The following is a 12,820-nucleotide window of genomic DNA, read 5'->3' on the forward strand; positions in this document are numbered from 1 at the left end:
CTCAACACGCTCTTACGTTCCCTGACAGAGAGCGCTCTCTCACTCTGATCATGTCGCTCATGATCAGGGCACATCCCCCCACCACTTCCCCCGAACAGGAGTGCCGTGCTCTTCTTCCGTCAACGACGCAGCGGCGAGGACAGCCACCGCAGAATCCCATCGCCCCGGCGGTACCGCACGGCGGCGCTCGCCGCCGCCGCGCTCGCCCTGACCCTCCTTCAGGCCTCCACCGGCAGCGCGTCCGCCGGCGCGCCGGCCCCCGCCCCCAAGGCGGCCGCCGACGTGGTCCGGGTGGCCGAGTTCCTCGCCGAGTGCCCGTACACCCACCGGGCGCCCGACGACCCGATCGTCTTCCCGGGCCTGCCCGGCGCCTCGCACATGCACAGCTTCTTCGGCAACGACTCCACGAACGGCCACTCCGACCTGGCCTCGCTGGAGAAGGCCCGGAGCACCTGCTCACCCGACATCGACCTGTCGTCGTACTGGGTACCGACCCTGTACGACGGGGACAAGGAGGTGGAGCCCACCGGCACCACGTTCTACTACCTGGGCGAGGGCGTCCGGGACGACGTCATCCGGCAGATCCAGCCCTTCCCCCGGGGTCTGAGGATCGTCGCGGGCAACGCCAAGGCGACCGGGCCGGACGACAACACGATCTCGCGCTGGTCGTGTCTGCACCACGGCGAGGTCAACCCGTCGCACGACTTCGTCAACTGCCCGTCCGACGCGATGCTGGAGTCGTACCTCGACTTCCCGCAGTGCTGGAACGGCAAGGACCTCGACTCGCCCGACCACAAGAGCCACATGTCGTACCCGGTCAACGGCGAGTGCCCGGCCACCCACCCGGTGCCGGTGCCCAAGCTCCGCCAGGTGCTGCGGTACCCGGTCAACGGTGACCCGTCCAGGTTCCGGCTGGCGTCCGGTCCCGGCTACACGATGCACGGCGACTTCTTCAACGTGTGGCCCGAGGCCGAACTGGCACAGCGCGTACGCGACTGCATCAACGCCATCATCAAGTGCGGGGCCGACGGCACCCCCTGACGCACACCCGTCCCCACCCGCCCGTCCGGGGCCCCGCGCCCCGGACGGGCCCTCCCCGAGGGAGCCCCGATGAAAGCGGCCCGCAGCGCGGCGGCGCTCACCCTGCTGCTCCTCCCTCTGGCCGGCTGCGGCTCCCCGGCGGCCGGGCCGAAGAGCACTCCCCCGCCCGCCCCGTCCGCCACCGGCGCCCCCGCCGATCCGACCGACGCCGCCTGGGCGCAGCTCATGACCCCGATGAACGAGTCGGCCGTGGCGCTCCTGTCGCTCGCCGCCGACCGCTCCGGCGACACCGCCGTACGCCGCTGGGCGGCCGGTCTGCGGACCTCGCAGACCGGTGAACTGGCCCGGCTGCGCCCGCTGCTGGCCCGGATGGGGCTCCCGGACACCAATGTGCACGAGGGCCACCACATGCCCGGCATGGTGACGGCCGACGACCTGGCACGGGCCCGCACGCTGAAGGGCGCGGCCTTCGACCGCTTTCTGGTGGACCGGATCGGCGGCCATCTGCGCCAGACCGCCCAGGTGTCGCGCTCCGAGACCGGGGCCGGCACCCGGCCGGACGCCAAGCGGCTCGCTGCCGCCCTGGTCTCCGCCCGCCGGGCCGAGATCGCCCGGCTGCCCGCCCCGTCCGGCGTTCCCGGCTGACGAGCGGGTCAACGTAACACCAAGGCAACCATGGCCGTTGCTCCACCGGTCGTACCACCCGGTATAAAGACTGCATGCCTGCCGACGCGTCGCCGCCCGCCCGTCCCGTGACCTTGGAGGACGTCGCCGGGGTGGCCGGGGTGTCACGGGCGACGGTGTCCCGGGTGATCAACGGGGCGACCACGGTGGACCCGGCGCTGCGGCGGACGGTGGAGGCGGCGGTGGACGCCACCGGTTACGTGCCCAACCGTGCGGCCCGGTCGCTGGTGACCCGGCGCACCGACTCGATCGCGCTGGTCGTCTCGGAGCGGGAGCGGCGCACCGTGCCCGAGCCGTTCGTCGGCCGGATGTTCTCCGATCCGTACTTCGGGCGGGTGGTGACCGGTCTCCTGGAGGTGCTGCGCCCGGCGGGCATCCAGCTGGTCCTGATGCTGGCCGACGACCAGGAGTCCCGCGACCAGCTCCTTTCGTACCTGCGCCACGGGCACGTCGACGGGGTGGTGCTGATCTCCTCGCACGCGGACGACCCGCTGCCCGGGCTGCTGCACGACACCCGGCTGCCCGCCGTGCTCGCCGGGCAGCCCCGCAGGCCGACGCCGCTCACCTATGTCGAGGCGGACCAGCGGGCCGGGGCGCGGCTGGCCGCCGACCATCTCGCCGCGCTGGGCCGCCGCCGCATCGGCACGGTGTCGGGCCCGCAGGACATGCCGGCCGGTCAGGCGCGGCTCGCCGGGTTCCTGGACGCGGCCGCGGCGCACGGCATCTCGGATGTGGTGACCGCCGAGGGCGACTTCACCCATGCCGGGGGCGCGGCGGCGATGCGGCGGCTGCTGGCGGAGCGGCCGGACCTGGACGCGGTGTTCATCGCGTCGGACCTGATGGCGCTCGGGGCCCTACCGGTGCTGCTGCGGGCCGGTAAAGAGGTCCCGGACGACGTCGCGCTCGTCGGGTTCGACGACAGCAGCGCGGCGCTCGCCTGTGATCCGCCGCTGACGACGGTCCGGCAGCCGGTGGAGGAGATGTCGGCGGAGATGGCCCGGCTGCTGCTCAAGCAAATCGGCAAGCCGGTGGACCCGCCGCCTTCGGTGATCTTCCACCCGACCCTCGTACGGCGGCAGTCGGCCTGATCAGGCGCGGCCGGGCTCCTCCTCGGAGGTCACCGGCACCTGGGGCCCGGACGCCTCCTGGAGCCAGCGCCGGAGGACCCGGTGCACGGCCTCGGCGCCGACGAGTTCGTCCGGACGCTTCCCGTCCTCGCCGGTGACGGCGTCCAGCGGGTCGGTCAGGGTGCGCGGCCACAGCAGGAACGGACGGGACTGGTCGCCGCCCAGGCCACCGTGCGAGCCGATCTGCTCCTCGAAGGCGTGCACGGTGCCGGTGGCGGGGTCGTACATGGAGTTGACCATCACGTCGGCGACGTGCGGGAAGGTGTCCGTCCGCCGGATCGCGTCCGCGGCGCCGGGACCGTACACGGCCAGCGGACCCTCTCCGTCGGCCAGCTCCGCCAGGGGCACCCGTACGCCGTCGCGGGCCAGCACCACCGAGCCGTGGCGTTCGCTGCGGACGAGCAGGAAGCCGATGCCGGGGTGGTTGGCGAGCGTGGAGAGCAGCGCGGGGTGGCGGCGCTCCAGCTGCTCCTGGGAGGCGCGGCCCTCGATGTCCGGGAAGGAGATGAGCCCGAGGTTGCCGGAGGCGAGGACTATCGGGTCGGAGGGTTTCGCGACGTGTTCCTCCTGGCCCCCGGCGACCGGCCGGTGCAACGCGATCCGGACCGCGTCGCGGGCCTCTGAGGCGCTGCGGGTGCGCTGGGCGCGCCGGGGCACGGGCAGTCCGCTGCCCGCCCGGACGAGGTCCTTGAGGGTCAGCCCGTACACCCCGGCGAAGGTGTCCCCGGGGCTCTGGCCGTGGTCGGAGAGCAGCACGATCCGGTAGGTGCGGGGCGCCTGCTCGGCGACCTTGGCGATCAGGGCGAGCGCCCGGTCCAGGCGGGCGAGCACCTTCTCCGCGTCGCGGCTGCGCGGTCCGGAGTGGTGCGCCACCTCGTCGTACGCGACGAGGTCGGCGTAGACGGCGGTCCGGCCGGCGAACATGTCGCCGATGACGGCCGCGACCACCACATCGCGTTCGACCACGGTCGCGAAGGCGCGGATGAAGGGGTACAGGCCGCCGCGCTTGATGCGGGGCGTCTCCTTGCGGAGGCGGGAGCGGGTCGACTGGGCGATCTCCCGGCAGACCTCGGCGGCGAAGGAGCCGGCGGTGCGGACGGCGTTGGCCGGGTCGGAGAAGTACGCGAAGTACCCGGCCCGGGAGCGGCGGCCCTTGCCGAGTCGGGCGGCCATCGAGAGGACGAGCGCGAGCTGGACGGCGCCGCCGCTGAAGAGGTTGCCCCGGCTGGCGCCGTCGAGGGTGAGCAGTCCGCCGTCCCGGGTGCGGGTGATGGCGCGGCGCTGGAGTTCCAGGGCGCTCGCGGGCTTGCTGGAGACCATGACGAGGCCGGTCTCCTTCTCGTACCAGCGGAAGGCGGGGACGTCGTGGTTGGTGCCGTGCAGGATGCCGAGCTGGCTGGCACCGGTCTGGCTGGACCAGTCGGTGCGCCAGGGCATGAGCCGGTGTCCTTCCGGCTCGGCCAGCCAGTGGGCGACGGTCGGCATGACACCCCCGGCGGCCGCCGCGACGAGGGCGTCATGGCCGACCCCGTCGAGCTGGATGAAGACGGTGCCCGGCGGGCCCCCGCGCGCGTCGCCCGTGCCGGTGCGCCGGCGGCGCCGGTCGGCGAGGCGGGAGAGGCGGCGGCGGTAGGCGTTGTCGTCGCGTACGGCGAGGGCGGTGGAGGTCGCGGAGGCGACGGCGGACATCACGGCCGCGACGGCGACCGCGGTCTCCGGGGCGGCGGCGCCGCGGCCGTCCGGGATGAGCCGCAGCGCGATCAGCAGCAGTGAGCCGTTGAGGAAGAAGACGAGCGCGCCGAGGACGAGGGCCGGGACGATGAGCAGGGCCCGTACCAGCACGGGCCACACCAGCGCGGAGAGCAGCCCGAAGGCGCCCGCGCCCCAGGCCGCGGTGAAGGCCGTCTTGGTGATGCTGTCGCCGTCGGCGGACTGGAGCCTGAAGTCGGGGAGGATGCCGGCGAGCGCGAGCATGGTGAGCGTCGAGACGGCCCAGACCGCGATCACGCGCATCAGCGCGGCGCCGGTCCGCCGCCATCGTCCGTCGCCCACGCCGTCGTCACCTCACGTCCGGGCCCTGCCGTTCCGGGCCCCGTCCCAGGATTTCACAGCGGGCCGGACGGCCCTGCGGCCGGTCAGCAGCCGTCGTATCCGGCGGTCGGCATCGAGAGGCGGCGGTGCACGCCGGCCTTGCCGTCGGCGGTGTAGGACGGCTCGGCGAGCCCCGCGATCTCCAGGCGTACGCCGCGCCTCTCGCACTCGGCGGTGAATTCCGGCACCGAGGCGAGGGCGCGGGCGAGGACCCGGTCGCAGGGGGCGACGAACAGCTCCACCTCGCCGCTCTCGATGTCGGACCAGAGCGCCGGATGGTCGGGGCGCAGACCGTAGAGGCGCAGCTGCCGGGTGACGACATAGCCCTGGTCGGCGGCCCAGCGGGCGCACATGGCGTGCTGGCCCCGGGTGTCCACGAGGAAGGGATCGCTGTCCAGTTCCTCCAGCGGCGTCAGGCTGGCGATGGCCGCCACGCGTACGTCCCCCATGGCCCGTCTTTCTCCCCGTGCTCGTCGTTCTCCGACCCTATGCGCCCGTACGAGCAGGCCGAGGGAGCGTTCCGGGGCGGTGAGGGGGCGCACGGGGGCACGTGTCCCGGCCGGTGATCCACGGGTGCGCCGGGGTGCGCGGGCCGCTCGGGTACGACTGGCCGTAGGCTCGTCCGGGCAGGTGTGGAGGGGTCCGAAGGGTCCGGTGAGCAGGAGGAGGCGTCGCGTGCCGGTGGAGATCACCTGGTGGGGTCATGCCACGTGCACGATCGAGGACTCCGGGGTCCGCTTCCTCACCGATCCGCTGTTCGTACGGCGCTTCGCGCATCTGCGGCGACGCCGCGGGGAGCTGCCGGGTCCGGACGCGGCCGTGGCCGATGTGGTCCTCATCTCTCATCTGCACTCCGACCATCTCCACCTGCCGTCGCTGGCGCGCGTCGCCCCGGGGGCGCGGGTGGTCGTGCCGCGCGGTTCGGTGCGGTCGGTACCGGGGCTGCGGCTGCTGCGCCGGGCGCGCGGTCTGCGGATCACCGAGGTGGTCGCGGGCGACGAGGTGACGGTGGGCGGGGTGCGGGTCCGGGCGGTCCCGGCGCTGCACGACGGCCGGCGCCTGCCGCTGGGTCCGCACCGCTCGCCGGCGCTCGGTTACGTGGTGGAGGGCGCGGCGCGTACGTACTTCGCCGGGGACACCGGGCTCTTCGAGGACATGGCGCGGGCGGTCGGCCCGGTGGACGTGGCGCTGCTCCCGGTGGGCGGCTGGGGTCCGTACCTGGGTCACGGTCACCTGGACGCGGGGCGGGCGGCCCAGGCGCTGACCCGGCTGCGGCCGCGCGCGGCGGTGCCGGTGCACTACGGCACGTACTGGCCGATCGGGATGGACGGGGTCCGGCCGCACGAGTTCCACGCGCCGGGCGAGGAGTTCGTGCGCAAGGCGGCGCTGGTGGCGCCGGAGGTCGCGGTGCACCGGCTGGCGCATGGCGAGCGGGTGCGGCCGGAGGGCCGCGCGTGATCGAGTTCCTGCGCCAGACGGCGCAGCTGCCCGCCGAGTCGACGCGGCAGGCGGTCGGCTATCCGTCGCTCTTCCTGCTGGTGGCGCTGGGCGCGCTGGTGCCGGTGGTGCCGACGGGCGCGCTGGTGAGTTCGGCGGCCGTGGTGGCGTTCCACCAGTCGTCGCCGTTCTCGCTGCTGGTGGTGTTCGCGGTGGCGTCGGCGGCGGCGTTCCTGGGAGACATGTCCCTGTACTGGCTGGGGCAGCGGGGGGTGCGGTCCAAGAACGGGTCGCGGTGGCTGCGGACGATCCGTGACCGGGCGGCGCCGGAACGCCTTGAGCAGGCGCAGCACAAACTGGACGAGCACGGGGCGACGGTCCTGGTGCTGTCCCGGCTGGTGCCGGCCGGGCGGATACCGGTGATGCTGGCCTGCCTGCTGGGCCGGATGGAGCTGCGGCGGTTCGCCCGGGGCGATGTGCCGGCGTGTCTGGCGTGGGCGGCGACGTACCAGCTGATCGGCATCCTGGGCGGTTCGCTGTTCCCCGAGCCGTGGCAGGGGGTGGTCGCGGCGGTGGGCCTGACGCTGCTGATCAGCGGGGCGCCCGCGGTGTGGCGCCGGACGCGGGCGTGGTGGGCGCGGTGACGCCGGACGGCCGGGGCGGCAGCAGGCGGGAGCCGCCGATGGGCAGGTCCCAGAGCCGGTCGCGGGGGTGTCCGGCGCGCTGCCAGGCGGTCCGCAGCCGGGTGAGCGGTTCGAGGACCGGTTCGGCGGACAGCAGGAAGGTCGCCCAGTGCATCGGGGCCATCGCGTGGGCGCCGAGGTCTTCGTACGCCTGCACGGCCTCCTCCGGGTCGGTGTGGACGTCGCCGAGCCACCAGCGGGGCTCGTACGCGCCGATCGGCAGCAGGGCGAGGTCGATGCCCGGGTGGCGGCGGCCGATCTCGGCGAACCAGTGGCCGTATCCGGTGTCGCCGGCGAAGTAGATCCGGCTCCCGTGCCCCGCGCCGGTGGTGTCCTGGATGACCCAGCCGCCCCACAGCGAGCGGCAGGTGTCGGTGAGGGTGCGCCGGGACCAGTGGTGGGCGGGCACGAAGTCGAAGCGGACGCCGTCCAGTTCGGCGTGTTCCCACCAGTCGAGTTCGGTGACGTTGCCGAAGCCCCGGCGGCGGCACCACTGGCCGAGTCCGGCCGGGACGAACAGCGGGGTGTGCCGGGGCAGCCGGCGCAGGGTGGGGGCGTCCAGGTGGTCGTAGTGGTTGTGGCTGATGACGACCGCGTCGACGGGCGGCAGGTCCTCCCAGCGGACCCCGACGGGCGTGATCCGGGCCGGGGTACCGAGGATGCGGCGGGACCAGACGGGGTCGGCGAGGACGGTGAGGCCACCGGTGCGGATGATCCAGCTGGCGTGCCCGGCCCAGGTGACGGACGCGGCGCCTGCGGGGACGGGCGGCAGGGGCTCGGGGGCGTACGGCAGCCGGTGGATGTGGCGCAGGCCCTCCGCGTTGGGCCGGATGGCGTGCTCGCGGGCCAGCCGGGACATGCCCCGGACGCCGGGGAGCGGGGCGGTGAGCCGGTCGGCGAAGGTGCGGGGCCAGGTGCGCACCTCGCCGAGCGGGCGCGGGGTGACGACTTCGCCGCAGGACACAGGGGGTGCGACCGGGGTCTCGGTCTGGTCGGTCATGGAGGCTCCCGTCCAGGAGGGCGCCGGCGGGGTGGGTCAGCGCGGAGCGTCGAGGGCTGCTCGGAAAATGCTCAGCGCTGCCGCGATGTGCGGCAATTCGAGCGGGTCCGGGGCGGTGAGCGCCTCGGCCTGCCGCTCCGGGTCCGTGCCGAGGAGCGAGCCGGTGCCCAGGCGGACCCGGAGCGCGCCGAGTTCGTCGCCGAAGCGGTGGCCGCCGGGGGCGGGGGTGCCGAGCCGGGCGGACAGGAACTCCTCCAGTTCGAGCGAGTCGGTGACGCCCCGGGCGGCGAGCCGGGAGCGGAGCGGGCCGAGGTCCGCGTAGAGGTGGCGGCCGGCCTGCGGGGGCCGGGCGAGGGCGCCCCAGCCGAGGACGGCGCGGTGCGCCTCGGCGGCGAGCCGGGCGTGCAGGGCCGCGGAGCGCCGGGCGCGTCCGGTCACGGCGTCCGGTTCGCGCAGGGCGTGGGCGGCGGCCGCCGCGACCGGCCCGGCGACGGAGGCGCCGAGCGCGGTGAGGACGTCGAGCGTATGGGCGTGGCGGGCGGCGGAGCGGGCGGTGTCCGGGAACCGGGCGACGGCGACCGGCCAGGCGGCGGGGGCCAGCGCGCCGTACAGTCCGGAGACCACCGTCACGTCGTCGGGGCACATCTCGGCGGGGCTGACCAGGACCGTGTCGTGCGGGCGGTGCACGGTGTCGCGCCAGGTCTCGTCGCTGACGATGTGCAGCCCCTCGTCCACGGCGGCCTCGCACGCCTCGCGCACGAGTTCCGGCGGGGCGACGGTGGCGGTGGGGTCGTCGGCCACCGAGAGCAGCAGCAGCCTGGGCCGGCCGCCCTCGGCGCGCACCCTGCGTACGGTTTCGAGGAGGGCGTACGGGTCGGGCACGCCGCCGCACTCGGCGGGCGTGGGCACCTGGTAGGCGGGCCGGCCGAGCAGCCTGGCCTGCGGTATCCAGGAGGCGGGGCACGGGCGCGGCAGCAGCACGTCGCCTCCGTGCGCGGCGATCAGGGCGAGGAGCAGCGGCGCGGTGCCGGGGGCCGCCGCGACGCGCTCGGGGCCGCCGCGCAGTCCGCGCCGGTCCCAGTAGGCGCAGGCGGCCTCGCGCAGAGCGGCCGATCCGCCGGCGGGTTCGGGAGCGGCGCGGTCTGCGGCGGAGGCCAGCACCTCGGCCAGTTCCGGCAGCACGGGCAGTCCCGGCCACGGGGCCGGCGGCCCGTACCGTACGGGGCCCCGGTCCTCCCGGACCGTGTCCGTGCCGCGCTCGTGCCGCCCGGTCCGCTCCCGGCCCATCGGGCCTCCTTCGCCGCCGCCCGCCACTTCGCCCAGCCGTTCGCCCTCCGGACCTTTATACGAGGGAACGGGGCCGGGCGCCCGGTGGCCGGGACCGGCTCAGGCGCGGATCCGGTCGTGTCCGAGGCGGCCCGACAGCTCGTCGGCGCCTTCGACGGCGAGGGCGGCGAGTTCCCGCTCGCGCTCCTCGGTCCAGCGGATCATCGGGACCGAGACGGAGAGCGCGGCGACGACCCGCCCGGACCGGTCGTGCACGGGGGCGGCGACACAGCTGACTCCCGGGTCGGACTCCTGGTGCTCCGTGGCCACACCCCGTTCCCGTACGGCGTCGAGCGCGGCCCGCAGCTCGCGCTCGCCGGTGAGGGTGTGCGGGGTCAGGGCGGCCGGTTCCAGGCCGTCGAGCCGGGCGTCGAGCTCCTGGGCGGGCAGCGAGGCCAGGAGCATCTTCCCGGCGGACGTGCAGTGGGCGGGCAGCCGGTGGCCGGCCGCGGACACCGTGCGGACGGCGTGGGTGGAGTCGGCCTGGGCCACGCAGACGGTGTCGGTGCCGTCCAGGATCGCCACGTGCACGGACTCGCCGCACCGCTCGGCGACGCGCCGGGCGACCTGGCGCCCCTCGGCGGCGAGGTCGAGCTGGTCGGCGTACCGGCTGCCGAGCTGGTAGGTGCGCACGCCCAGCCGGTAGCGTCCGGGCCGGTCGGGTTCCGTGACCAGGTACGACCGGGCGGCGAGCGTGGTGAGCAGCTCGTGGACGGTGGTGCGGGGCAGCTGGAGCTTGCGGGTCACCTCGGGGGCGGACAGCGTGCCGTCGCCCTGGAGGAAGAGTTCGAGCACGTCGAGCGCCCGGGTCACCGCGGGGACGAGTCGCCCCATGGCCGTGCACCCCCTCTCCTGTCCGGCGTCCAGGCCGGTGACCGGTATGACGATCACAGGCTACCTTCGGCGTGGCCGCTGGTTCGGGGCGGCGATGCGGGGTATCCGCTGTCGCATGTCGTCAGCGAGCAATGCTTCCGTCCCGTCCCGGATCGCCGGGCTGCGCGACCGGTTCCACCGGCGCGATCTCGCCGTGTTCCAGAATCTGGCCCAACGGCACTGGCCGGCCGCGAACCCGGTGCTGCCCCGCCTGAGCCGCAGCGCCAATCACGGGCTCCTGTGGTTCGGGGCCGCGGCGGGCATGGCCGCCTTCGGGGGCAGTGCCCGGGCCCGGCGGGCCGCGCTGCGGGGCATCGCCTCGCTCGCGGTGGCGGCGGCCGCGATCAACACGGTGGGCAAGGGGGCGGTCCGCAGGGACCGGCCGGTCCTGGACGCCGTGCCGGTGATACGGCGGCTGAAGCGGCAGCCGGTGACCACGTCGTTCCCGTCCGGGCACGCGGCGTCGGCGGCCGCGTTCGCCACCGGGGTCGCGCTGGAGTCGCGGGGCTGGGGGGCGGTCGTCGCGCCCGTCGCGCTGTCCGTGGCGGCGTCCCGCGTGTACACCGGAGTGCACTACCCGAGCGATGTGCTGGCGGGCGCGGCGCTCGGCGTGGGTGCGGCGTTCGCTCTGCGCGGGGTGATACCGACCAGGGGCCAGCTGCCCGCGCCGGGCAGACCCCCGGCCGACGCGCCCGCCCTGCCCGGGGGCCGGGGCCTGGTGGTGGTCGCCAACCAGGAGTCGGGGACGGCGACCGCGACGGCCTCGCTGATCAGGAGCGCGCTGCCGGAGGCGGAGATCGTGGAGTGCCCGCCCGGCCGGCTCGCCTCGGAGCTGGCGCAGGCGGCGGACCGGTGCACGGCGCTGGGCGTGTGCGGCGGGGACGGCACGGTCAACCTGGCGGCGTCCGTGGCGGTGGAGCACGAGGTGCCGCTCGCGGTGTTCCCGGGCGGGACCCTCAACCACTTCGCGTACGACCTGGGCATCGAGACCGTCGCCGACGCCTGCTCCGCGCTCGTGGCCGGCAGCGCGGTGCGGGCGGACCTGGGCCGGTTCCGGCCGGGGCCGGACGGCACCGACGGCTACTTCCTGAACGCCTTCAGCCTGGGCGTGTATCCGGAGCTGGTGCGGATGCGGGAGCGCTGGTCGCCCCGGATCGGCGGCTGGCCGGCGGGCGTACTCGCGGCCTTGCACGTCCTGCGCGGCGAGCGCCCCCTGGAGGCCGAACTCCAGGGCCGGTGCCGCCCGTTGTGGCTGCTGTTCATCGGCAACGGGCTGTTCCAGCGGGTGGGCCCGGCGCCCGGGCGGCGGCACAACCTCGCCGACGGACTGCTGGACGTCCGCGTGGTGCACGGCGGCCGGACGCCCGGGCTGAGGCTCCTCGCGGCGGCGGTCGCGGGCCCGCTGACCCGCTCCCCCATGCATGCGGCGGTGCGGCGGCAGCGGGTGCGGGTCTCGGGCCTGAAGCCGGGGACACCGTATGCGTACGACGGTGAAGTGGCGCACAGCGAGAAGGAGTTGATGATCGACAAGCTGCCGGAGGCGCTGACGGTGTACTGCCCGCGGCCGGTGTAGCGAGACCGGTCAAAAGGCGGACGAGGGGCGGTCGACGGGGAGTCGGCCGCCCTTTGGCGCGCCCGACAGCCGTCCACATAGCAAGATACCCATCTCATTATTCGGCGAATGGCTCTACGGTGGTCCTACCGATCAGCGCTTTCGCGGTCGCGTTTCGAGAAAGGATGCACGGCCATGTCGAAGGAGACCGCCGTCTACACCCACGGCCACCACGAGTCGGTGCTGCGCTCGCACCGGTGGCGCACCGCCGCCAACTCCGCCGCCTACCTCGTCGGCGAACTGCGCCCGGGCCTGGACGTGCTGGACGTCGGCTGCGGCCCGGGCACCATCACCGCGGACCTGGCCGCACTGGTCGCGCCCGGCCGGGTGACCGCCGTCGACACCACGGAGGACATCTTGGCCCAGGCGGCCGAGGCCGCCGCCGAACGCCGCCTGGAGAACGTGGAGTTCGCCATCGCGGACGTCCACGCCCTGGACTACCCGGACGACTCCTTCGACGTGGTCCACGCCCATCAGGTGCTCCAGCACGTCGGAGACCCGGTCCAGGCGCTGTGTGAGATGCGCCGGGTGTGCCGCCCCGGGGGCGTCGTCGCGGCGCGCGACAGCGACTACGCGGCGATGACCTGGTTCCCCGAGTCGCCGGGCATGGACCGCTGGGCGGACCTGTACGGCCGGGTGGCCCGCTCCAACGGCGGTGAGCCGGACGCCGGACGCCGGCTGCTGTCCTGGGCACGGCGGGCCGGGTTCACCGACATCACACCCACGGCGGGCTCGTGGTGCTACGCGACGCCGGAGAACCGGGCCTGGTGGAGCGGGCTGTGGGCCGACCGTACCGTCGCATCGGCGTACGCGAAGCGCGCGGTGGACGGCGGGCACGCCACGGCGGAGCAGCTGGCGGAGATCGCCGAGGCGTGGCGCGAGTGGGGCGCGCAGGACGACGGCTGGTTCATGGTGCCGCACGGCGAGGTGCTGTGCCGCGCCTGAG

Annotated in this window: 12 protein-coding genes; 7 read left to right on the forward strand and 5 right to left on the reverse strand. The window is 74.8% G+C overall.

Going from position 1 to position 12,820, the window contains the following annotated elements; translation table 11 throughout:
* Positions 1-105 precede the first annotated feature (105 nt).
* From ACLQ2N_RS04580 to ACLQ2N_RS04590, 3 genes are all read left to right on the forward strand, one after another.
* A complete protein-coding gene (locus tag ACLQ2N_RS04580) occupies positions 106-1,041 on the forward strand; it encodes a DUF1996 domain-containing protein (RefSeq protein WP_425809268.1) in 936 nt (311 codons plus the stop codon).
* Between the two features lie 69 nt (positions 1,042-1,110).
* The gene (locus ACLQ2N_RS04585; RefSeq protein ID WP_425809270.1) at positions 1,111-1,686 is read left to right on the forward strand and encodes a DUF305 domain-containing protein; all 576 of its coding nucleotides are present in this window, start codon (positions 1,111-1,113) and stop codon (positions 1,684-1,686) included.
* Positions 1,687-1,760: 74 nt separating this feature from the next.
* Positions 1,761-2,813, forward strand: coding sequence for a LacI family DNA-binding transcriptional regulator (locus tag ACLQ2N_RS04590; RefSeq protein WP_425809272.1), 1,053 nt, complete (start codon positions 1,761-1,763; stop codon positions 2,811-2,813).
* Here ACLQ2N_RS04590 and ACLQ2N_RS04595 read toward each other — a convergent pair whose 3' ends face one another.
* Both ACLQ2N_RS04595 and ACLQ2N_RS04600 read right to left on the reverse strand, forming a co-directional pair.
* A complete protein-coding gene (locus ACLQ2N_RS04595) occupies positions 2,814-4,904 on the reverse strand; it encodes an alkaline phosphatase family protein (RefSeq protein ID WP_425809274.1) in 2,091 nt (696 codons plus the stop codon).
* Between the two features lie 83 nt (positions 4,905-4,987).
* A complete protein-coding gene (locus ACLQ2N_RS04600) occupies positions 4,988-5,392 on the reverse strand; it encodes a hypothetical protein (RefSeq protein ID WP_425809276.1) in 405 nt (134 codons plus the stop codon).
* Positions 5,393-5,618: 226 nt separating this feature from the next.
* Between ACLQ2N_RS04600 and ACLQ2N_RS04605 the strand changes: the two genes are divergently transcribed.
* Together ACLQ2N_RS04605 and ACLQ2N_RS04610 are read left to right on the forward strand one after the other, a co-directional pair.
* Complete coding sequence (locus ACLQ2N_RS04605) at positions 5,619-6,401, forward strand: MBL fold metallo-hydrolase (protein ID WP_425809278.1); 783 nt, start codon at positions 5,619-5,621, stop codon at positions 6,399-6,401.
* Positions 6,398-7,024: a DedA family protein gene (locus tag ACLQ2N_RS04610; RefSeq protein ID WP_425809280.1), complete on the forward strand. Its 627-nt coding sequence runs from the start codon at positions 6,398-6,400 to the stop codon at positions 7,022-7,024. Before ACLQ2N_RS04605 ends, ACLQ2N_RS04610 begins: the two co-directional genes overlap by 4 nt.
* On the opposite strand, the gene ACLQ2N_RS04615 is transcribed toward ACLQ2N_RS04610, so the two are convergent.
* From ACLQ2N_RS04615 to ACLQ2N_RS04625, 3 genes are all read right to left on the reverse strand, one after another.
* Positions 6,972-8,063, reverse strand: coding sequence for an MBL fold metallo-hydrolase (locus ACLQ2N_RS04615; RefSeq protein ID WP_425809282.1), 1,092 nt, complete (start codon positions 8,061-8,063; stop codon positions 6,972-6,974). The two genes, ACLQ2N_RS04610 and ACLQ2N_RS04615, sit on opposite strands and share 53 nt — an antisense overlap.
* A 36-nt stretch (positions 8,064-8,099) precedes the next feature.
* The gene (locus tag ACLQ2N_RS04620; protein ID WP_425809284.1) at positions 8,100-9,350 is read right to left on the reverse strand and encodes an aminotransferase class I/II-fold pyridoxal phosphate-dependent enzyme; all 1,251 of its coding nucleotides are present in this window, start codon (positions 9,348-9,350) and stop codon (positions 8,100-8,102) included.
* A gap of 99 nt (positions 9,351-9,449) precedes the next feature.
* Positions 9,450-10,223: an IclR family transcriptional regulator gene (locus tag ACLQ2N_RS04625; RefSeq protein WP_425810203.1), complete on the reverse strand. Its 774-nt coding sequence runs from the start codon at positions 10,221-10,223 to the stop codon at positions 9,450-9,452.
* A gap of 115 nt (positions 10,224-10,338) precedes the next feature.
* Between ACLQ2N_RS04625 and ACLQ2N_RS04630 the strand changes: the two genes are divergently transcribed.
* Entirely contained in the window at positions 10,339-11,835 is a 1,497-nt protein-coding gene (locus ACLQ2N_RS04630) for a bifunctional phosphatase PAP2/diacylglycerol kinase family protein (protein WP_425809286.1), read from the forward strand.
* A 174-nt stretch (positions 11,836-12,009) separates the two neighbouring features.
* On the forward strand, positions 12,010-12,819 hold the full coding sequence (locus ACLQ2N_RS04635; protein WP_425809288.1) for a methyltransferase domain-containing protein: 810 nt from the start codon (positions 12,010-12,012) through the stop codon (positions 12,817-12,819).
* Position 12,820: the final 1 nt, after the last annotated feature.

The organism is Streptomyces sp. DT224 (assembly GCF_049844595.1).
Lineage (GTDB): Bacteria > Actinomycetota > Actinomycetes > Streptomycetales > Streptomycetaceae > Streptomyces.

Coding starts and splice junctions, on each gene's coding strand:
- ACLQ2N_RS04585 (WP_425809270.1), top strand. CDS start 1,111: ATGAAAGCGGCCCGCAGCGCGGCGGCGCTCACCCTGCTGCTCCTCCCT.
- ACLQ2N_RS04590 (WP_425809272.1), top strand. CDS start 1,761: ATGCCTGCCGACGCGTCGCCGCCCGCCCGTCCCGTGACCTTGGAGGAC.
- ACLQ2N_RS04600 (WP_425809276.1), bottom strand. CDS start 5,392: ATGGGGGACGTACGCGTGGCGGCCATCGCCAGCCTGACGCCGCTGGAG.
- ACLQ2N_RS04615 (WP_425809282.1), bottom strand. CDS start 8,063: ATGACCGACCAGACCGAGACCCCGGTCGCACCCCCTGTGTCCTGCGGC.
- ACLQ2N_RS04620 (WP_425809284.1), bottom strand. CDS start 9,350: ATGGGCCGGGAGCGGACCGGGCGGCACGAGCGCGGCACGGACACGGTC.
- ACLQ2N_RS04625 (WP_425810203.1), bottom strand. CDS start 10,223: ATGGGGCGACTCGTCCCCGCGGTGACCCGGGCGCTCGACGTGCTCGAA.
- ACLQ2N_RS04630 (WP_425809286.1), top strand. CDS start 10,339: ATGTCGTCAGCGAGCAATGCTTCCGTCCCGTCCCGGATCGCCGGGCTG.
- ACLQ2N_RS04635 (WP_425809288.1), top strand. CDS start 12,010: ATGTCGAAGGAGACCGCCGTCTACACCCACGGCCACCACGAGTCGGTG.